Raw genomic sequence first — 20,797 nt, 5'->3', positions numbered from 1 at the left:
ATGGCGTCTGCTGACACGACATGGAAGCTCTCCGCCTTCGCGCCCAAGCCCGTCGTGCAGGCCGCGCTGCTCGCCCATGATCTGATCGACGACTGGGATTACGAACTGGTGATTGCCGGGCGCGAGGTGGCCGAGGACCGGCCCGACGACTGGGAGCTGGAAGGCTGGTACCCGCGCAAGCCCGGCAAGGCGCAGAAAGCCGCGCTAGCCGGTCTGTTCGAAGGGCGCGCGCCGAAAATCACCGTCGAGGAACTTCCCGCCGCCGACTGGGTGACGCTGAGCCAGCAGGGCGTCGAGCCCATCCGTGCCGGACGCTTTCATGTCCACACGCCGGATTTCCCTGCCGACCCGGACGCCATCGACTTCGTCATCCCCGCCAGCCAGGCCTTCGGCACCGGCCAGCACAAGACCACCGCAGGATGCCTTGAAATGCTGGGCGCGATGAGGGCGAGCGGCATGGTCGCGCGCAACATCGCCGATATCGGCACCGGCACCGGCCTGCTCGGCTTCGCGGCGCTGGCGCTGTGGCCGCGCGCGTTGTGCACTCTGACCGACATTGACCCGGTCTGTGTGCCGGTGGTGGAAGAAAACGCTGCCACCAACGGCATCGCCATGGGCCCGCGCAGCGGCGAGACGGTGATGGTGGTCGCCGACGGGATGGACGATCCGCTGATCCGGATTCGCGGGCCTTATGACTTGCTGATCGCCAATATCCTCGCCGGACCGCTGGTCGAGCTTGCTCCCGATTTCGCCAAGGCCGTCATTCCGGGGGGCAACCTGCTGCTGGCGGGACTCCTGGCGGGCGAGCAGGAAGCCGCCGTCAGGCGCGCGATGGGCCGCGCCGGTTTCCGCATGGCGGCAAGGCTCCAGCGCGGCGACTGGGCGATCCTGTGGCTGCGGCGGAGAAGGACGCGCTAGGCCAGCTGCGCCCTTCGCCGCTCCAGCCACAAGCGCTCGGCCCGCGGAGGTTCGAGTGCCAGCGCGGCATCGAGCGCCGCCACCGCCTCGCCTGCCCTGCCCGCCTTCGCCAGCAGATCGGCGCGCGCGACGTGCCACGGACGCGCCAGGGCAAGTCGATGGTCCGGCAGGGCGTCGAGCGCCGCCAGCCCCGCCTCCGCTCCTTCAAGCTGCGCCAGCGCCAGTGCACGGGAAAGCGCCACCATCGGCGAAGGTCTGAGCGCCAGCAGCACATCATAAAGCCGCAGCACCGCGCCCCAGTCCACCGCCCCGTCATAGGCGCGGCGCGCATGGGTCAGCTGAATCGCGGCCATCACCTGATAGGGCCCCGAGCGTCCCCGCTCTGCCGCCTGTCCCAGTATCGTGCGCGCCCTTTCGATCCGCGCAAAATCCCACTTCGCCGCATCCTGCCGCGATAGCGGCACCATCGCCCCTTCCGCGTCCAGCCGCGCCCTGGCACGCGAACGCGCCAACAGCACCAGCGCGGCAAGGCCCAGCGCCTCGGGCTCCTGGGGCAATAATTCGGCCACCAGCAGCGCCAGCCGCTCGACCTCTGCGCCCAGATCCTCGCCGATATCCGCGCTCAGTTCCCCGCCCGCATCGGCATAAGCGGCGGTGAAGGCCAGTTCGAGCGCCAGCAGCACCGCATCGAGCCGTTCGAGCCAGTGGCGGCGCTCGGGCGGTTCGAAAGCGATTCCCGCCTCGCGCACCTTGGCCTTGGCGCGGGTGATGCGCTGGAACATCGTGGCCTCGCTCACCACGAATAGCTGCGCGATCGCGCCCACCGGCAGGCCGCAGATCACCCTGAGCGCCAGCGCCGCGCGCACCTCTGCGGCCAGCGCCGGGTGGCAGCAGATGAACAGCAAGCGCAACCGTTCGTCGGGGATCGGCTCGGGCAGATTGAGAATATCGGCCATATCGCTCACCCCGGCCATGGCGTCCGCCGTGCGGGCTTCGGCGCGGGCCTTGCGGATCGCATCGATCGCCCGGCGCCTGGCCGCGACATAGAGCCACGCCGCGACATCGCGGGGAGGCTCGGCCAGCGCGAGGCAGGTCGCCGCCGCATCGGCAAAGGCCTCCTCGGCCGCATCGAGATCGCGCAAGGCGGCGGCAAGCGCGGCCACCACGCGGGGCCGCGCCGCCATGATCGCACCGGCGCGTGCGGCGCTCAGGCTCAGCCTTCCATCTGCCAGACCGGCCGCACCTCGACCCCGCCCTTGGGCACCGGGATGCGCCTGGCCCAGGCCAGCGCCTCGTCAAGGCTCGCCACATCGATGATGTAGAAGCCGCCCAGTTCCTCGTGGGTTTCGGCAAAGGGGCCGTCGTGGATGGTGACCACGCCATTATCGGACCGCACCGTGGTCGCGGTTGCCGCCGCCTTCAGCCGCTCGCCCGAGAAAGGCACGCCCGCGGCCACCAGATCCTCGGCCAGCTTGATATGGCCGGCCACCACCTGTTCGAGCAGGTGCCCCCCGTCAGGGTCGGCATAGGGGCTTCCATCCTCGTTGATCAGCAGCATGAATTGCATCGCACATTCTCCGTCACGGCCCAGCCGGAATGGCGAGGCTCTGACATGGAGACGCGCCTGCCAAGCGGGATTCGACAGGGGGCGCGAAAATTATTTGGCGAGAGCGTCCTCAAGCAGCGCCAGCGCGTTGCGGGTGAAGGCCGCCATATTGGCGATGCGATCATTCGAACCGGTTTCGAGCAGGCGGGTGAATTCGCCCTCCGCCCCGGTCAGCGCCGCCACCGAGCGTCCCGCAGGCGCACCGCTGGGATGGGTAGAACCGCCCACCGAACCGCTCTCGGCCAGCCCCCACTCCGCCCCCAAATTGTCCCGGATCGCGCGGGCTTGCAGCAGCGCGTAATCGTCGCTCGCCCCGCGCATTCCCTTGTAGGCCTCGCGCGGTAGGGCAAACAGTACGTCGCGGGCGCGGAAGGAATAGACCACCCCTCCCCCCACAAAGAAATCGAGCGCGCCGGGGACGGTCAGCAAGGTGGCGGCGATCAACCCGCCAGTTGCCCCGTCCGCCACCGCCACCTTCTCGCCCCGCGCCCGCAGCAGCGCCGCGATGCGCAGGGCCTGCGGGTGGAGCTCGTTAAGCAGGTCGCTCATGGTGCGGTCACCTCCACCACGATGTCGCCAAGATGGTTCGAGCCGTGCGCCACGCGGTCGCCCGGTTTGAGGAAATGCCCGCCCGCCAGCTCGTTGGCGATGAAGCGCTGCTTGACCGCCTCGACCAGCCCCGCCTCGCCCATTGGCCCGCCGCTGCCGAGATAGGCCAGCACGCCTTCGATCATGTCGCCGCGCGTGGGCGGCGTGAAGATCACCCCTTCCGACGTGCCCGCCATCAGCGTCATGTCCGCCGCGATCTTCCCCTGCGGCGCAAGCGGGTGGAAGCTGCCCTGATAAAGAAAGCGCGGGCGTTCCATATCGCCCAGCGCCTTGGCCGCGAGCGCACGGAAATCCAGCACCATCTCGCCCCCGCGCGCGTCCTGCCGGGGCGCGCCATTGACGCTGGTGGCCATGCGCGCGTCCGCGACAAAGGCCTTCCAGTCGCGCGGCACCACCAGAAAGGGGCCGGAGGGGAAATGGCCGGGGCCGCTCTTGGCATCGGAAAAACCGAAGCCGGAATCGAGGTTGTCCGGATCGGCCAGCTCGACCAGCGCATTGCGGTTGGTGAAGTCGCCGCACAGGAACACGCCCTTCAGTGCCGCGTCGAAATCGGCGAGGCTGGCAATGTCGTGGTCGAAGCGCATGCACAGTTCGACCTCGTAATCGAGCAGGATGCCGGGCTGCGCGGCGATAGTAGCGCGCGCCGGGGTGGCGGTGCCGAACTTGGGGAACTGGAACACCGCCCCGCTGTTCGCTTCGGCGGCATGTTCGGGAAAGTTGGTGCCGGTGCCGATATGGACGCGGCCGCCGGGGGCCGAGGGCAGGAGCGACGCGTAGGCCAGCGTGACGCGCGGGGCTGCGGGTAGCGCGGCGGCATCATCGGGCAGGCGGGCGAGCGAGGCGAGATCGCGCAGGGGATTACCGGTCGCCGCAGCCCCCAGCGCGGCAAGCGGAATGCCCGTCACCGCAGTCGCATCGAAATCCGTCACCAGCAGCGTTGCCGGCCGGCCGTCGGCCCCGCGATAGCGCGCCAGCGTCAGCGCCTCGCGCATCGGGGCAAGGCCGGGATCGAGGGCTGCCTCCTCGAAGCTTGCCAGATTGCCCTTGGGGTCGGGCGAAGTCGCCCAGGCGGCGGCGATGCCGATTGCGGCCAGCGCGACCAGCGCCGCCAAGAGCTTGCGCATCGTCCCTCCCCTTCCTCGTCTATCCAGCCTCGGCGACGATTTGCGTCCAGCCCGCCTCGTCGATCACCTCGATGCCGAATTCGGCGGCCTTCTTGAGCTTGGACCCCGCCCCCGGCCCGGCGACCACAAGATCGGTTTTCGCGGACACCGAGCCTGCCGCCTTCGCGCCGAGCCGTTCGGCCTGCGCCTTGGCCTCGTCGCGGCTCATGGTTTCGAGCTTGCCGGTGAACACCACGGTCTTGCCCGCGACGCGGGATGCGACGGTCTGCACCTCGTAGCGCGGCGGGGTGACCTGCGAGAGGAGGTCCTCCCACACCGCGACATTGTGCGGCTCGTGGAAGAAGTCGCGAAGGGATTCCACAACGGCATCACCGATCCCATCGATTGAGACAAAAGCTAGATAGCGGTCATCGTCCTTAGGAGGTTTCAGTCTGGCACCAGCTTCGACCCTGAAATTCTCGTTTAGAAAATCGATCGCCTCGCGAATCCTGCGTATGTCATGAAAGTTCTTCATAAGGTCGCGCGCAGTCACCTCGCCGACATGGCGAATGCCGAGCGCGAACAGCAGCCTTGCGGCATCGGGCGCGCGCTTGGCCTCGATCGCGGCGAGCAAGTTGTCGACCGACTTTTCCTGCCAACCCTCCAGCGCAAGGATGTCGCTGCGCCGCTGCCTGAGCCGGAAGATATCCGCCGGGCTTTCCAGCCAACCGAGCGCGAAGAACTGCGCGATGGTCTTCTCGCCCAGCCCCTCGATATCAAGCGCCTTGCGGCTGACGAAATGCTCAAGTCGCTGGGTGCGCTGCGCGGGACAAATGAGGCCGCCGGTGCAGCGCACATCGACCTCGCCTTCTTCCGCCACCGCCTCGCTGCCGCATTCAGGGCAGTGATCGGGGAAGGGATACGCGGGGCGGTCATCCTCGCGGGTGAGGTTCTCGACCACCTGCGGGATCACGTCGCCGGCGCGCTGGATCACCACGCGGTCACCGACGCGAAGGCCGAGCCGCGCGATCTCGTCGCGGTTGTGGAGCGTGACATTGGTCACCGTCACCCCGCCGACCAGCACCGGAGCCAGCCGTCCGACCGGCGTCAGCTTGCCGGTGCGCCCGACCTGGATATCGATGGCTTCGACAGTCGTCTCGGCGCGCTCTGCCGGGAACTTGTGCGCCAGCGCCCAGCGCGGGGCCTTTGCGACGAAACCCAGCCGCTCCTGCCAGTCGAGCCGGTCAAGCTTGTAGACCACCCCGTCGATATCATAGGGCAGATCAGGCCGCGCCTTGCCAATCGCCGCGAAGCGCGCGACGACCTCGTCCGTTCCGCCGACCACGCGGGTGAACAGCGGCGAGACCGGAAAGCCCCACTCCCGAAGCTTCGCGACCACCTCGCTCTGGGTCTTTCCCGGCACCGCCGAGGCCGCGCCCCAGCCATGCGCCCAGAACCTGAGCGGGCGCTTGGCGGTGACGTTCGCATCCTTCTGGCGCAAGCTTCCGGCGGCCGCATTGCGCGGGTTCGCAAACAGCTTTCCGCCCGCTTGATGCTGCGCAGCATTGAGTGCGGTAAAGGCCTGTTTTTCCATATAGACCTCCCCGCGCACCTCGAAGACTTCCGGAACACCGGAAGGGAGGGTTTGCGGGATGTCCGGGATATGCGCGACATTGGCCGTCACGTCCTCGCCCACCTGCCCGTCGCCGCGCGTGGCGGCGCGCACCAGCTTGCCGTTCTCGTAGCGCAGCGAGCATGAGAGGCCGTCGATCTTGTCTTCCGCCGTCAGCGCCAAGGGCTCGCCTTCGGGCAGGTTGAGAAAACGCCGCATCCGCGCGAGCCAATCGGCGACCTCCTCCGGCGAGAAGGCGTTGTCGAGGCTCATCATCCGAACCTCGTGGGTGACCTTGCCCAGCGGCGAGGCGGCAATGGCATGGCCCACTTTGCGCGACGGGCTGTCCTCGCGAACCAGATGCGGAAAGGCAGCTTCCAGCTCGGCATTGCGACGCACCAGCGCGTCATATTCGGCGTCGGAAATCTCCGGCGAGTCCTCGGCATGATACAGCCGGTCATGCTTCGCGATGGCGCGCGCCAGCCGCATCAATTCATTGGCAGCCTCGGCTTCGGTGATGTCCACAGCCACGGTTTGATCCTTTCCCATGGCAAGAGCTATGCATGAAGCCGGTGCGAGGCAAAAGAGCCCTGTCACCGGGTCGCGCTTCGGAAGGGGGAAAACCGATGATCGACCGTATTCTCAAGGCAGGGATCACCGCCAGCGTCGGCCTGATGGCGCTATTCTACGTGGCGCATAATATCGCCAACTTGCCCGAAGCGCTTGCGTTCTTCGTCTACACCACAAGTCACGCCGATCAGACCGCCTATCCGGTCACGCTGCTGCCGGTGCCGCCGCAATTCCTGATCGTGGCTGCGATGATCGCGGTATTCGCGCTCGAACTTGTTGCGGGGATTGGCGGATTGCTGGGGGCGTGGAAAATGTGGTCGCTGCGCAAGGCAACGGCAGCGGATTTCGAGGCCGGCAAGGCCTTGGCGAAAATCGCTATGGGCGCAGCAGTGCTGAACTGGTGGGGGCTGTTCCAGGGCATTGCTGTGGCGGGATACCAGCTGTGGCAGATGCCGCTCGGACAGGGGCCTAATCAGGGCTCGTGGATCTATGGCGGCATGGCGATGATGACGCTGATCTATCTCTCCCTGCGCGAGGCCGAGGCCTGAAGCGCGTCAGTGCCCGCTCTTCAGCACGGCCAGCATGGCGGCCTCTTTGGCTTGGTAAACCGGATTGCCGGGGGTGATAATCGCAAAGTGGCTCGCGCCAGGATTTTCGCGGACGGTAACCGTCGCTCCGCCTGCGGACAGCCGCGTGAGCGTGGGGATCGACGGCGCGGGGAGTCTGGCCTGCACGAACAGCACCTCGTCGAGACGCGGCGGATGGGCGGCGGGTGAGATCGCGGCGTAGCGCGCGGGATTTCCGGCCGGCGAGGAGCCCATGAACGGCGCGACCGCAGAGAACTGGCACAGGGCATCGAAGGCGGCACGCTCGGCCCCGACATCGCCCGGCCCGTCGAGGATGATCGCCGCGCGGGCCTTGAGCGCTTGGCGTGCGCCGACGGGGCCGTCCGCCCCCTGCTCGCTCGCCAGCCAAAGCGCCGGAAGTCCGCCCGCCGAATGGCCCACCAGCGTAACGCGGGCGCGGTCGATCGGATGTTGGCCCGCAATCTCGTCGATCAGCTTCTCCGATGCAGCCCAGTCGCTGAACGAGCCCGGCCAGCCCCCGCCATCGCCCACTTCGCGGTAATCGACATTGAGCGTGGCGATGCCCTGCTGCTGCCAGCGGGTGGCGAGCGGGGCCATGTAGGCCTGCGAGGCAATCCCGGTCTTCCAGCAACCGCCATGATAGATCACCGCGAGCGGGAACAGGCCCGCACCCTCTTTGGTTCCTTGGGGCATGCGCAACTCGGCAAAGCCGCGCGGGTGATCTGCGTAACGCAGGATCGCGTCAGGCTGCGAGGCGGCAAGGCTGGCATCGGTGCCATAGGTCGAATGGTTGGGTTGCACGGCTTCGGGAGCCTCCTCAAGTGCCGCCGTGGCGGGGGTGCAGGCTGCGGCCAGCAGAAAGGCGGGTAGCAGCACCCACCCGCCCTTGCCCGCGACAGCTCCGGTCGCGCGCGGGTGCGCCGGAGAGATGGTGACGCTTTGGCTGGACGGCATGTGATCGGTTTCCTCCGGGATTTCTATGCCCGATCGGCGCAGGGCGGAAAAGTGCCGGAGGAGCCGCTGCGAACAGGCTTTCGCCCTGTGCCGCTAAAAGCAACAAAAAATAATTTTCCATTAGCGGTAGAGGAATCCCAATTAAAACATCTGATTATATCAAACCAGTTGTTATAAATCGAAATTTGTGTTTAGAGACTCGCAGTGCCCTAAAAATACTTTGGGGCATCTGCGAATATTCAACTATTCGTATATGAAGGGGGGAATTTATCATGAAATTCAGAGCAATTTTTATCGTCGGAGCAATATCCGCGATTATTTCGAGCCCTGCGATGGCGCAGAATTTCACTTACGAAGTCGTCTGGAAGCCCGTTGAATCCATTGGCGGAATGACGGGGCCGGACGGAAATCGCAGCGGTGCGGGGGGCGTCGTCGACGGTGCCTACACAACCACCTACCAGGACGGATCGGTGCAGAAGGGCACCGTGCGCTGTGTGGGGATGGACCAACCCGACAACGGCCTGTTTGACCTCCACATGAGCTGCACCACGAAAGACACCACCGGAAACGCGTCGGTGATCTGGGGATGCAACTGGCTAGGCGATCCCGGACCCGAAACGCCGCTCGGCTGTGTCGGCGGAATCCAGGGCACGACAGGAGAATCGAAGGGGCGCAATGGCCTGATGACCATGGAGTGGTATTCCCAGACCGCCTCGCGCGGCACCGGGCAGTGGTACGGCGCCCGGTAAGCCGAGAGCGCACCGGACCGGCGGCAGGTCGCCTGACTTGCCGCCGGTCCGGCGACGCCTGACGAGAACGGGGTTTAGACCCCTTCGAGCAGCCGGTCGGCCTGCGCGCGGGCTTCGGGCGTCACTTCCGCGCCGGACAGCATCCGCGCGATTTCTTCCTGTCGTCCGGCCTGATCAAGCAGCACCACGCTGGTGCGCGTCACCGTGCCGCTCGAGGCCTTGGCGATGAAGTAGTGCTGCTGGCCCCGGGCTGCGACCTGCGGGCTGTGCGTCACCGCCAGCAATTGCCCTTCGTTGGCCGCGAGCCGCGCCAGCCGCTCGCCGATGGCCGAGGCGACCGCCCCGCCCACGCCGCGATCAATCTCGTCGAAGATGATCGTCGCCGCCCCGCCCTTCTCCGCCAGCGCGACCTTCAGCGCGAGGATGAAGCGCGACAGTTCCCCTCCCGATGCAATCTTGTTCAGGGCTGCAAAGTCCGCACCGGGGTTGGTGGAAATCAGGAACTCGACCGCATCCATGCCCTGCGCGCCCCACCTGTCCTCGGGCAGCTTTGCGACCTGGGTGCGGAACTTCGCGGCATCGAGCTTGAGCGGAGCGAGTTCCGCTGCGACCGCAGCATCAAGCTTGCCCGCTGCCGCCGCGCGCGCGTCATGCGCCTTCTCCGCCGCTACGACATAGGCGCTGCGCGCTTCCTTGGCGGCGGCTTCCAGCGCGTCCAGTTGCGCCTCCCCGCCCTCGATCGCATCCAATCGCGCGCGCATGGTGCGCATCAATTCGGGTAGGTCATCGACCTCGCAACGGTGCTTCCTCGCCGCTGCCCGCAGGTCGAACAACCGGGTCTCGGCGCGTTCCAGCTCCATCGGATCATGCACCAGCGCCTCTGCCGCCTTTTCAAGCCGCTCCTCGGCCTCGCCGGCCTCGATCACGGCGCGGTCAAGCGCGGCAAGAGCTTCTGCAAGAAGCGGGTGCTGGTCGGCGATGCGGTCAAGCCGGCGCGCGGCCACGCGCAGGGCCGCAAGCGGCGAATCCGAACCTTCCCAGATATGGCGCAGTTCCTCGAGATCGCCCGACAGCTTCTCGCCCTTCTGCATATCCGCGCGCGCGAGCGCGAGACGTTCCTCCTCGCCCGCCACCGGTTCGAGCGCGGCGAGTTCGGCGAGGTGCGCGATGAGCAGGTCCTGGTCGGCGCGTGCCTGCTCGACGCTTGCCCGCGCCTCGGAAAGCTGCGCCTCGGCCCGCGCCCATTCGGCAAAGGCATGCTCCAGCCCGGCGACATCGGTCCCGGCATAGCGATCGAGCAGCGCCCGGTGCCCGCGCGGATTCACCAGGCCGCGATCGTCATGCTGGCCGTGCAGTTCCACCAGCGCCGGCGCCAGTTCGCGCAGCAGCGCCACGCTGGCGGGCTGATCATTGATGAAGGCCTTGGAGCCGCCATCGGCACGCACCTGCCGCCGGATCATCAGCGGTTCGCCCGGTTCGATGGCGATATCGGCTTCATCCAGCGCGGCGGCGACAAGGGCAGGCAGGGCGGCGAATTCGAAACTGGCGGTGACGGACGCCTTGTCCTCTCCGCTGCGCACCAGCGAGGTTTCCGCGCGGTCGCCCAGCACCAGCCCCAACGCGTCGAGCAGGATCGACTTGCCCGCCCCCGTCTCGCCCGTCAGCACGCCGAGACCGCGCGCGAAATCAAGATCGAGCGCTTCGATAAGGACGATGTTGCGGATCGAGAGCCGGGTCAGCATGGATGAGCCAAGGGATAGCCGAGCGCTCGCGCCGCGTCACGCGTGAAGAAGGGAGCAATCCCCAAGCCTTGGTGCGGTCCTGTGCCGCTTGTTGCAGGCCCGATGATGGCATGGCCGCAATAGCGATGCGAAAAGCATCCGGACAAAACGGTTTGTAAATATTGCGCAACCGATTATCGTCGCGGCGGGTTCGACATCCGGGAACCGCAAATCGGGACAGCGCATTTCGTCGATGGACATGCCCAGCTTACCTCACTTGCCCGATAACCAGGAACCTTTCGACACCTCCGGTACCGTCGGCAAGCGCGCAGATCCGGTTCTGGCGGACGTTTCGCAGCAACTTGATCGCAGCGCCGGAGCAATCCTCCATGCCCTGACCTCAAGCGCGGGGCAGGCGGTATCGAAGGACATTCTGCTTGAAGCCGGATGGCCGGGCAGGATCACCCATGAAAACTCGCTGGCCAAGGCAATCAGCCGGATCCGCGCCGCGCTGGCCGCACATGAAGGCTATGTGCTGACGGCGGTTTACGGACAGGGCTACAAGCTGGAATGCCCTGCCCCCGCCCCTGCCCCTGCCGAAGCGGATCCGGGGGCCGGCACGCGATCGGGCGGCAAGGCCGGCGATCGCAGGTTTTCGGCGGCGCGCGCATCGGCTTTCGGGTTGCCGAAATGGGCAGCGGCGGGGCTGATCGTGGCCGCGATTGCCGGCACAGCTCTTGCCGCAAGCCATTATCTGCGTCCCTCACCCGTCCCGGCCACGCAGGAAAGCGCTGAAGCCGCAGCGCTGATGGCCTTCATTTCCGAAGACCTGATCCTGCCGACCGATCCCTATGCGGAGGTGCCCGCCAATCCCGAATTGCGCAGCGTGGTGGAACGCACGGCCGAAACCATGGACGAACGCTTCGCCGGTCAGCCGGCCGGGCTGATGGCGCTTAATGTGCTCGTTGCCAAGGCGTTCAGCGGCTGGGGCGAATATGACCGAGCGGTGCTGCATCTCGCTGCGGCCCGCGACAAGGCGCGCGAGGCCTATGCCGGAACCGATGCCGAATTGCGCCTGGTGGAAATCGATGCGCTGGCGTGCCAGCAGATGCGGCTTGCCGGGCAGACGCGCGAAGCGGAAGAAACCTGTTCCGATGCTGCAAGCCTCGGCAAGCGGCTGCAATCGCCGCACCGCTTCATGGCACTGGTGAACCTCGGCAAGATCCAGTTCGAGGTCGGCGATTATGCCGCCGCGGTCGGCAGCCTCGACGCGGTGCTGGCGCGCGGGGACGAGACCGCGCCCGACAATGTTGCCCCCGATATCGTCGCCGACGCGCGCTGGTTCAGGGCGCTGGCGCTGCGCAAGCTCGCCCGTTTCACCGAGGCCGAGCGCGATTTCGCCGCGCATGTCGATGCGCGGATCGCGCTCAACGGCGCGGACCATCCGCTGACCGGCTGGGCGCGGTCGGACTATGGCGATTTCCTCGCCTATATCGGCGAACATGACCGCGCGCGGGCGGAACTGGCGAAGGCGCAGGCGATCTTCGATCAGCGCCTTGGCCCTGACCATGTGGAATCGCAGTCTCCCGCCTATACGATCGCGCTGATCCACCTCGATCGCGGCGAGCCGGACAAGGCCGAGGCCATACTTGCTCCGGTGGTCGCGAATTTCGCGCGCAGCCTTGGCCGCGATCACTTCTGGACCGCCTATGCCATGACCGAACTGTCGATCGCCCGCGCGATGCTGGGCAAGAGCGAGGACGCGCGGACGCTGCTGGGCGAAGCGCGCGCCAATGCCGCCGGTGAACTGTTCGGCAGGCCTGCCAAGGCGGCATGGTTCCACCTGCGCTGGGCGCGGGCGCTGACGGAAATCGGTGACCAGGGCGCTGCGCGTAGCGAGCTTGAGCGGGCGCGCAAGGACATCGTGAAGGGTCTGGGCGGATCGCACCCGTGGCTGGCACGGGTTGATTGCCTCGCCGCCCGGATCGAGCAAACGGCGGGGAACGGGGCCGAGGCGCAGGCGGCGCTGGACAGCTGTGCGCGCAGGATCGAGCAGGCCCGGCTCCCGGCGCGCTACCCCCTGAGAGCCGAAGTCGCGCAATTGCGGGCGACCGCAGAGAGCTGATTGCTCACCCGCAAGTGACTGAACCGACGGGCAATTCAGATTTGTCAGAATTGCGGTCAGGAAGTTTCAGAATCTTTCAGCCGGACAGGAAAGACGCGAATCGCCGCGCCGCATAGTCATGCGAGCGTGATTGGGGGGAAGGCCGGCGGGCCGACCCTCGGCAGGGGGGCGAGGCGATCAGCGGATCCGTTCCGCCGATCGCTTCGATCCGGCGATGCCACTGAATTGCGTTTTGGCAGTGCAGCTGCCACCGAGGCGACCCGAGGAAGGGAGGTTACACATCTCCTTTTCCCACTTTACGGCCTCCGTCCGCGCTACGGGCGGGGGCCTTTTTTTGCGCTTGCGGGCCGGCCGCAGCCGCCACCCGCTCAGCTCGCGGTGACGCCCTCGGCGTGCTTGTTCACCAGCTTGTAGGCCTTCTCGTACCACTTGGTGCCGGGATAGTTCGCACCCAGCACCGCGGCATACTTCACCGCTTCGGCCGGGATGCCGAGCGCGAGGCTGCTTTCCGTCAGCCGGTAGAGCGCCTCGGGCGTGTGGCTGGTGGTATCGAACTTCTCGATCACGTTGCGGAACCGCATGTCGGCGGCAAGCCACAGGCCCATGCGCTGGTAATGGCGACCGATCTCCATCTCCTTGCCGGCAAGGTGATCGGCCACGAGATCAAGCTTGAGCCGCGCGTCGGCGGCGTATTCGGTCTGGGGAAAGCGCCGGTTGACCTCGCGCAGCGCGGTCTGCGCCTGCTCGGTGATCTTCTGGTCGCGGTTCACGTCGCTGATCTGCTCGTAATAGCTCAGAGCGATCAGGTAATAGGCGTAAGGCGCATCCTTGTTGCCCGGGTGGATCGACAGGAAGCGCTGCGCGTTCTGGATCGCCTTGTTGTAATCGCGCGCGATATAATAGCTGAAAGCGCTCATCAGCTGCGCGCGGCGGGCCCAGGGCGAATAGGGGTGCTGGCGCTCCACCTCGTCGAACAGTGCAGCCGCGACCAGCGTATTGCCGCGGTCAAGCCGCCGCTGCGCCTCGGCGTAAAGGGATTCGACGTCGCGCGCGACATAGGCGACATCGGCCCCCTCGGTCTTGCCGGCGCAGGCCGGAATGGTGGCAAGGGTCGCGGCGAGCAGAGCCGCGCGCGCAAGACGGGAAGAGAACATGGTCGCCATGGCGCGCTCTATAACGAGGCCCGTGCTGAACGCCAAGTGAAGCCGCGCCTCCCGCCCCCGGTCGCCCCCCGATTTTCCTACTCGGGCCTTTTGTGATGCACTCCCCTCCATGACCCGCAAGAAAGACCCCCGCACCACCCGCCTGCCCGTCCCGGCAGGACAGCTTCCCTCCTTCACCCCCGTCCCGCGCAAATGCGCACGCCACGACGGCTGGACCCCCGAACGCCAGCGCGCCTTCATCGAGGCGCTGGCCGATACCGGCTCGGTCGAGGCCGCATGCAAGGCCGTCGACATGGCCCAGCGCGGGGTCTACGCGCTGCGCCGCGAGCCGGGCGCCGGGGGTTTCCGCGCCGCATGGGAGGCCGCGCTCCAGCTTGGCGTCGCCCGGGTCGAGGATGTGGTGATGGACCGCGCGCTGAACGGCGTGGAGGAGCCGGTCTATTCCTACGGCAAACTCGTCGGCACGCGCCGCAAGTATAATGACCGGCTGCTGATGTTCATCCTGCGCAACCGCGCGCCCGACCGCTTTGCCGCAGGCGGCGGGCCGAGAGGCCTCAACGCGGTAAGCCAGATGCAGCTCGACCGGCTCCACAAGCAGTGGAAGAAGGAATACGAGGCCGGCCAGCGGCATGTCTCGATTGCCGAGATCAAGGCCAGCATCGACCGCAAGATCGCCGGCATCCGCCGCCGCATCGAACGCGAACGCCCCCAACGCCGCGCCGCGCTCTCGGCAGAAACCCTCGCTGCCTTCGCCCACTTCGCGCACCTGCGCGACCGCGACCTTGCCGCGAGCGCCGCCGACGAGCGCACGCGGCGGCTCACCGAGGTCACGCTCGACACCCCCTCGACCCACTTCGACCCGCCGGAGACCCCCGCCCTCCCCGCGCCGAAGCGGGTGGCGGAGGAGGAGGCAATGCCGAAACCCGGGCCGGACTACCGCAAATGGCAACCGCCCGAGCCGGAGCCGCCGAAGACGGTGTGGACGCTGAAGGATGAGGGGTTTGATCCTTAGGCGCAGCAGGCACGAAAATCCTCCCCTCCAGGGGAGGGGAACCATCCGCAGGACGGTGGAGGGGCGGGCTGCACCAAATTTGGCAGAACCGCGAGAAGCCCGGCAGCAATTTCAGGATGGCGCATTATAAAGCCTGCCCAACTCGCTCTGCGATTTTTGGCATTGCGGAATTCACATGTCTTCGGGTGCAGCGCCCACCTCGCATCACTCTGCCGTTCAAGGAAAATGATCAGCGGACCCCGCTCAATATAGTCTGCGAAGAGCCCGTGATCGGCTGCAACGCACCAATCGGTAAACGCTCCCCACCAAAACATGGAACGAGGCGACAGCGGCAACCCAACCAGCCAGCGCTCATTTTCCATAGGGATCCGGCTTTCCGTCCTGACTTCATCCGGGATGGTGACGAGCTCAAATTGAGATTTGTCCATCGCCAAATCTTGATCGGAACAGGCCCTAGATCAAGAAATATCGACCTGATTCAGGATTTTAGTCGATATGTCCCTTTGCCGTCGACGAACTCGATCAAGCCTCGGTCGCGAAGCTGTTGAAGCTCCCGACTGACGGTCTGCATCGGCGTTTCGCCGGTGGTCCCTGTATCGGCACACATGCGGGCGCCCTCTTGAGCGATTAGATCGCTCCGGCTGAAGAGACCATCGGGGCTATTAGCAGCGACACGATGCACTGCATCGGTCACGGCCTCGGTCCAAGTTAGCATTGTCACTCCTTTCGCCGCCAGAGAGATCAGTTCATGTTCAAGTTGACAAGTAGAGATCATGGAGGAGTGCGACTCAGAGTGCACCTATTTTGCGTGGCGAAGAACTTGCCTCAGCATTAGAGATGACGGTTAAGCCGAGAACGCGTGAAATGCGCGATGCCAAGCCAGGAATTGGGGATGAGGCTGATCAGCGTCACGAGCCGGGGCGATAAGCTTTCCTGTCGGATTGATTATGGCTTCCACTCCGCTTCGGTCGTTGACCTTCCTGTGAATGATTATCTCGTGGTTATCGGCCACGCCGATAAGGCCACGATCGAACATCCAGTGTGCGGTTCCCGAAAGAGCAAGCCCGTTCCGGATCGAGTCTGGTCCGCCATGTTCGACCGGGCGAATATGGGCGGCTTCGGCCTCCAGTCGCCCTCCCCCGTTCACCAAGCGCCAACCAGTCACCGCACAGCGCCCATCGTATGCATGAAGCACGGCGCGACGGAACGCACGGTCACGGAAGGGGCGGTTGAGAAGCGATTGCGCCAAGGGACGCTCAATCTCGAACGGGGTCTGCTCTTCTCGAACGCGATCAAGTGGCTCAGGATCACCTACGCGAGGGAGCGTTTGATCGTCCGGTAATCCGAGTGCGACTATGCGCGCAAAGTCCGAATTTGAAAGTGGGCGAACCGCTGCTTGTGGATTGGCCAAATCACGCTCGATAGGTTGGCCGTCCACTATGTGGGGAACTGTTGGCTCAAAGGGCAAATAGCTACCAGCCTCTATCAGCGCGCGAAAATGATCGGCGCGGTCAGGGTCGGGAATGATTTGCGCGACTTTGGCGACAGCAAAGAAGCCCTTGGATTGCCGAACCTTCACTGGCTCGCGATAAACGATCCAGTCGCCAACCATGTGCTTCGCGCGGTTAAGATAAATCTTCGGAAACTGATAATGCACCTCGGGAATGTCGGCGTAGCCGGACCCATCTTTGTGCATGAAAACGCCAAAAGCCATGAGCAATTGTTCTTGCGCCTGGGCGATCAAGTCAAGCGACAGTAATCCCCGTCCCGCAAGCGACAGGACTAAAAACTAGCCGCGGCAAAGCCGCGGCCTGCGTCAGACGGGTTCGGCTGACGCCGCCCCGCTGGCCGGAGTTACAGCCTCTCGCTTCTAGCTTGCCGTTTGCTGCGCAAACGTCTGCGCTAGGCGCGGGGCTTCACTCTTCCCCCATCCGCAACGCCGCAATAAACGCCTCCTGCGGGATCGACACATTGCCATACTCCCGCATCCGCGCCTTCCCCTTCTTCTGCTTCTCCAGCAGCTTCTTCTTGCGCGTAATATCCCCGCCGTAACACTTGGCGGTCACGTCCTTGCGCAAGGCGGCGATGGTTTCGCGGGCGATCACCTTGCCGCCGATTGCGGCCTGGATCGGGATCTTGAACAGGTGGCGCGGGATCAGGTCTTTCAGGCGCTCGCACATGCCGCGGCCGCGTTCCTCGGCGGCGAGGCGGTGGACGATCAGGCTCAGCGCGTCGACCGGCTCGTTATTGACGAGGATGTTCATCTTCACGAGGTCGCCCTCGCGGTTGCCGATCTGCTCGTAATCGAAGCTGGCATAGCCGCGCGAAATCGACTTCAGCCGGTCGTAGAAGTCGAACACCACTTCGTTCAGCGGCAGCTCGTAGGTCACCTGCGCGCGGCCGCCGACATAGGTGAGTTCGGTCTGGATGCCGCGGCGGTCCTGGCACAGTTTGAGGATCGAGCCGAGGTATTCGTCGGGGGTGTAGATCACCGCCTTGATCCACGGCTCCTCGATCATCTCGATGCGGTTCACGTCCGGCCAGTCGGCGGGATTGTGGATGTCGATGACCTTGGCCTCCTCGTTCTTCGAATGGCCGAGGTGGACGCGGTAGACCACGGAAGGCGCCGTGGTGATGAGGTCGAGGTCGTATTCGCGGCTGAGGCGTTCCTGAATGATTTCAAGGTGGAGCAGCCCGAGGAACCCGCAGCGGAAGCCGAAGCCGAGCGCGGCGCTCGACTCCATCTCGTAGGAGAAGGAGGCGTCGTTGAGGCGCAGCTTGCCGATGCTTTCGCGCAGCTTCTCGAAATCCGCGGCGTCGACGGGGAAGAGGCCGCAGAACACCACCGGCTGGACTTCCTTGTAGCCCGGCAGCGCTTCTGTCGCGCCGTTCTTGACGGTGGTGATGGTGTCGCCGACGCGGGCCTGCTCCACCTCCTTGATCTGGGCGGTGATGAAGCCGATTTCGCCCGGGCCGAGCTCGCCCAGGTCGGTGCGCTTGGGGGTGAAGCAGCCGACGCGGTCGACGAGGTGCTGGGTGCCGCCCTGCATGAACTTGATGTTCAGCCCCTTGGTCAGCCTGCCGTCGATCACGCGCACGAGGATGACGACGCCGAGATAGGGGTCGTACCACGAATCGACGAGGCTGGCCTTCAAAGGCGCGTCGGTGGTGCCCTTGGGCGGCGGGATGCGGGTGACGACGGCTTCGAGCACGTCCTCGATCCCGATGCCCGATTTGGCGCTGGTGAGGACGGCGTCCGACGCGTCGAGGCCGATGATCTCCTCGATCTCGAGCTTGACCTTGTCCGGTTCGGCGGCGGGCAGGTCGATCTTGTTGATGACGGGGACGATCTCGTGATCGTGCTCGATCGACTGGTAGACGTTGGCGAGCGTCTGGGCCTCGACCCCTTGTGCGGCGTCGACCACAAGCAGCGCGCCCTCGCAGGCGGCGAGGCTGCGGGAGACTTCGTAGGCGAAGTCGACGTGGCCGGGGGTGTCCATCAGGTTGAGCTGATAGGTCTCGCCGTCCTTGGCGGTGTAGGTCAGACGGACGGTCTGGGCCTTGATGGTGATCCCGCGCTCTTTCTCGATGTCCATGTTATCAAGGACTTGCTCGGACATCTCGCGCGCGGTGAGGCCTCCCGTGAACTGGATCAGCCGGTCGGCAAGGGTCGACTTGCCATGGTCGATATGGGCGATGATGCTGAAGTTGCGGATCTTGGAGAGGTCAGTCATTTGACCCGCGACTTAGCCTTGCGATGCAGCAAAGTCATTCGAGAAAAACGCAACACCCTCAGTCGACCCGACTCCCGGGCGCATAGCCGAACTTTGGTGCGGTAGTTTGGCCAATAAGCCCGCCAACCATCCCCTGATAGCTGCCCGGTGCGAGCGCTGCGAGTGGCGCTCCAGCGGAGGCGAGTGCATAGGGTGAGACTCGGTTGCGAGTGCACAGCCCGCCCGATCCGTCGTCGACAAGAGACTGCTCAAACTCCAGTCCCTGCGTATCGCCGCTCGACCGAGTGACCGTTGCAACAGCCAACTGTCCCCCGCCCAGATCCACAACGAATTGTGTACCCTTGGGCACATCAGCCAGTCCCTGAATCAATGCTCCGGTTCTTGAAAGGTTGCGGAGCGTGACCTCGTAGGCGTAGTCGTCATGGATGACCTGAATCTTGCGGAATACCGTGCGCCGTTTTGCCCGGCGCGTGCGGTTCGAACCGGGATCGATCTTCCAAGTTCCGCCCGCCATTTCCTGATCGATCATCTCGGAATCGATCGGTTCGCTGAAGATCGGCCCCTGCAAAAAGCGAACACCGCACTCGCTTAGCAAGGCAAGCAAGGGCGCGCTCTCGATGCCGTTGGCGATCGTGTCCATCTGCAACGCCCCAGCGAGCGCAACAATGGCGCGGACCAGGCCCATCTCGCTGCTGTCATGGCGCTCAACCTCGGCCACCAGCTTCTGATCGATCTTGATCGCATCGAAGGGTGCGCGGCGCAGATAGGCCAGCGAGGAATAGCCGGATCCGAATTCGTCCAGTGTAAGGCGCACACCGAGCTTGAAGAGGCCTGCAAGTGTACGATCGACAACGTTGGCATCGCCGAAGAACACCGCTTCGCTGATCTCCAGTTCAAGCCGGGCAGGCGCAAGGCCGGCAGTCTCGATGGCGGAACTGACCTGTTCGAGGAAGGTGTCCGACAAGAACAGCGCGACCGGGACGTTGACTGCGATGCGCACGCTGTCAGGCCAGAGGGCCCCCTGGCGGCAAGCCTCGGCTATGGCCCACATTCCGACATCAGCGATGCGGCTGGAACCCTCGACGATCTGCGCAAATTCCTCCTCGTCGATGATCCCGCGTGTCGCGTGATTCCAGCAGACATGCGCCTCGAGCGCCTTTACTGCCTGCGAGGCCGCATCAACGATCGGTTCATAGCGCAGAAACAGCTGTTCCTCGCTCAGCGCCTGACCGAGATGCTCCTCCAGTCGGCGGCGGAAAATCGTTTCGTTCTCGAGTTCACCCGAAAAAAAGCGGTATTGCCCTCGCCCGCCATTCTTCGCGGCATAAAGCGCAAGGTCGGCGGCGCGCACGATCTCGTCGCGGGTGACGCCGTCATGCGGGGCTATCGCAATTCCCACCGAAGCGCCGATGACGCAGCGACCCTCGGCAAGACTATAGGGTTGACGCAGGATGGAGATGATCTTGTTCGCCATGTCCCCAAGCACGCCACGGTCATCGATATCGGGCAGCATCACCTGGAATTCGTCTCCGCCAAGCCGGCCGATCTCACAATCGCGATCGATGGCCCGGCCGAGACGCGCGGCCACCTGCTTGAGCAATTCATCACCCGCCGCATGACCAAGCGTGTCATTGACATGCTTGAAGCGATCCAGGTCGAGCATCATGACAGCGCAGTTGCGTTTTGCAGCCTGAAAGGCAGCCAGCGTCGTTTCAACCTGATGCGCCATCCGGTGACGGTTGCTGAGACCGGTGAGCGAATCAAAACGCGCCAGCCGGGCGGTTTCCTCCTCGCGGTGGAACTCGTCGCTGATGTCTGCACCCGTTCCGCGGAAACCGGCGAAGCGGCCACCTGCGGTGAACACCGGTTGGCCCGCCAGACGAAGCACCGGCCCGCCCGGGTTGCGCAGGGCGCGAACAGCCATGCCGGTAAATGCCTTGTGCGCGCCGAGCATCAGCGAAAGCGACTTCGCACGCCCCTCACGCTCGGCTGCGGAAAATATCGCGGTCAGCGGCTGACCCAATAGATCGGAGAGCGGAATATCGAGCCGCTCGGCGATAGCGGCGGAGATATAGGTCAGCTTGCCTTCTGCATCGCTCGACCAGAACCAGCCGAGCCCGGATTTCTCCAGTTCGTCTAGCATTGCCAGCCGCTCGCCATCGGACAGTGCCGAGGCGACATGCCCTTGCCGCATGCGAAGCGCGGATGACCCGCGCGATGACAAGAGACCCTTGAGGGACACTCCGGACGAACCTCCAAACTCGCAGCGGACCAGCGGATTCCCGCACTGATCCCGCCTTGCATGAGTCACGGGTAAAGCCGGATGGTTATTTT

17 protein-coding genes are annotated in these 20,797 nt (G+C 65.1%); 5 read left to right on the top strand and 12 right to left on the bottom strand.

Annotated elements, in window-relative coordinates; genetic code table 11:
- Positions 1 to 918 carry a 50S ribosomal protein L11 methyltransferase gene (locus I603_RS02720; RefSeq protein WP_068862250.1) on the top strand — a complete coding sequence of 306 codons (918 nt, stop codon included), beginning with the start codon at positions 1 to 3 and terminating at the stop codon, positions 916 to 918.
- Here the strand turns inward: I603_RS02720 and I603_RS02715 are convergent.
- From I603_RS02715 to ligA, 5 genes are all read right to left on the bottom strand, one after another.
- Entirely contained in the window at positions 915 to 2,102 is a 1,188-nt protein-coding gene (locus tag I603_RS02715; protein WP_068862249.1) for an RNA polymerase sigma factor, read from the bottom strand. The two genes, I603_RS02720 and I603_RS02715, sit on opposite strands and share 4 nt — an antisense overlap.
- Positions 2,103 to 2,131: 29 nt before the next feature.
- The gene (locus I603_RS02710) at positions 2,132 to 2,485 is read right to left on the bottom strand and encodes a YciI family protein (RefSeq protein ID WP_068862248.1); all 354 of its coding nucleotides are present in this window, start codon (positions 2,483 to 2,485) and stop codon (positions 2,132 to 2,134) included.
- 90 nt (positions 2,486 to 2,575) lie between these two features.
- Positions 2,576 to 3,073 (bottom strand): CinA family protein, encoded by a 498-nt coding sequence (locus I603_RS02705; protein ID WP_068862247.1) that lies wholly within the window; start codon positions 3,071 to 3,073, stop codon positions 2,576 to 2,578.
- Entirely contained in the window at positions 3,070 to 4,257 is a 1,188-nt protein-coding gene (locus tag I603_RS02700) for a fumarylacetoacetate hydrolase family protein (protein WP_068862246.1), read from the bottom strand. Before I603_RS02700 ends, I603_RS02705 begins: the two co-directional genes overlap by 4 nt.
- Positions 4,258 to 4,276: 19 nt before the next feature.
- Positions 4,277 to 6,397 carry an NAD-dependent DNA ligase LigA gene (gene ligA / locus I603_RS02695; protein ID WP_198157208.1) on the bottom strand — a complete coding sequence of 707 codons (2,121 nt, stop codon included), beginning with the start codon at positions 6,395 to 6,397 and terminating at the stop codon, positions 4,277 to 4,279.
- Between the two features lie 77 nt (positions 6,398 to 6,474).
- Here ligA and I603_RS02690 point away from each other — a divergent pair, with 77 nt between their 5' ends.
- Positions 6,475 to 6,966: a DUF2165 family protein gene (locus I603_RS02690; protein WP_068862245.1), complete on the top strand. Its 492-nt coding sequence runs from the start codon at positions 6,475 to 6,477 to the stop codon at positions 6,964 to 6,966.
- A 6-nt stretch (positions 6,967 to 6,972) separates the two neighbouring features.
- On the opposite strand, the gene I603_RS02685 is transcribed toward I603_RS02690, so the two are convergent.
- On the bottom strand, positions 6,973 to 7,959 hold the full coding sequence (locus I603_RS02685; protein ID WP_068862244.1) for an alpha/beta hydrolase family protein: 987 nt from the start codon (positions 7,957 to 7,959) through the stop codon (positions 6,973 to 6,975).
- 272 nt (positions 7,960 to 8,231) lie between these two features.
- Between I603_RS02685 and I603_RS02680 the strand changes: the two genes are divergently transcribed.
- Positions 8,232 to 8,708, top strand: coding sequence for a hypothetical protein (locus tag I603_RS02680; RefSeq protein ID WP_143736734.1), 477 nt, complete (start codon positions 8,232 to 8,234; stop codon positions 8,706 to 8,708).
- Positions 8,709 to 8,782: 74 nt separating this feature from the next.
- Here the strand turns inward: I603_RS02680 and recN are convergent, their stop codons facing one another.
- On the bottom strand, positions 8,783 to 10,450 hold the full coding sequence (gene recN / locus I603_RS02675; protein ID WP_068862242.1) for a DNA repair protein RecN: 1,668 nt from the start codon (positions 10,448 to 10,450) through the stop codon (positions 8,783 to 8,785).
- Between the two features lie 238 nt (positions 10,451 to 10,688).
- Between recN and I603_RS02670 the strand changes: the two genes are divergently transcribed.
- Entirely contained in the window at positions 10,689 to 12,554 is a 1,866-nt protein-coding gene (locus I603_RS02670; protein ID WP_158093655.1) for a tetratricopeptide repeat protein, read from the top strand.
- Between the two features lie 368 nt (positions 12,555 to 12,922).
- On the opposite strand, the gene I603_RS02665 is transcribed toward I603_RS02670, so the two are convergent.
- A complete protein-coding gene (locus I603_RS02665; protein WP_068862521.1) occupies positions 12,923 to 13,708 on the bottom strand; it encodes an outer membrane protein assembly factor BamD in 786 nt (261 codons plus the stop codon).
- 118 nt (positions 13,709 to 13,826) lie between these two features.
- Here I603_RS02665 and I603_RS02660 point away from each other — a divergent pair, with 118 nt between their 5' ends.
- Complete coding sequence (locus I603_RS02660; RefSeq protein WP_068862240.1) at positions 13,827 to 14,729, top strand: hypothetical protein; 903 nt, start codon at positions 13,827 to 13,829, stop codon at positions 14,727 to 14,729.
- Here I603_RS02660 and I603_RS14660 read toward each other — a convergent pair.
- From I603_RS14660 to I603_RS02635, 4 genes are all read right to left on the bottom strand, one after another.
- Entirely contained in the window at positions 14,726 to 15,157 is a 432-nt protein-coding gene (locus I603_RS14660; protein ID WP_198157207.1) for a hypothetical protein, read from the bottom strand. The two genes, I603_RS02660 and I603_RS14660, sit on opposite strands and share 4 nt — an antisense overlap.
- 416 nt (positions 15,158 to 15,573) lie before the next feature.
- Positions 15,574 to 16,473: an HNH endonuclease gene (locus tag I603_RS14225; protein ID WP_232305224.1), complete on the bottom strand. Its 900-nt coding sequence runs from the start codon at positions 16,471 to 16,473 to the stop codon at positions 15,574 to 15,576.
- 172 nt (positions 16,474 to 16,645) lie between these two features.
- Entirely contained in the window at positions 16,646 to 18,463 is a 1,818-nt protein-coding gene (gene lepA / locus I603_RS02640; RefSeq protein WP_068862236.1) for a translation elongation factor 4, read from the bottom strand.
- Between the two features lie 58 nt (positions 18,464 to 18,521).
- Positions 18,522 to 20,657, bottom strand: a complete 2,136-nt coding sequence (locus I603_RS02635; protein WP_232305223.1) for a putative bifunctional diguanylate cyclase/phosphodiesterase — start codon at positions 20,655 to 20,657, stop codon at positions 18,522 to 18,524.
- Positions 20,658 to 20,797 lie beyond the last annotated feature (140 nt).

The sequence above is a fragment of the Erythrobacter dokdonensis DSW-74 genome (genome assembly GCF_001677335.1).
GTDB classification, from domain to species: domain Bacteria; phylum Pseudomonadota; class Alphaproteobacteria; order Sphingomonadales; family Sphingomonadaceae; genus Erythrobacter; species Erythrobacter dokdonensis.
Note: the sequence above shows the minus strand (reverse complement) of the source record. Positions and strands in the feature narration are given on the sequence as shown.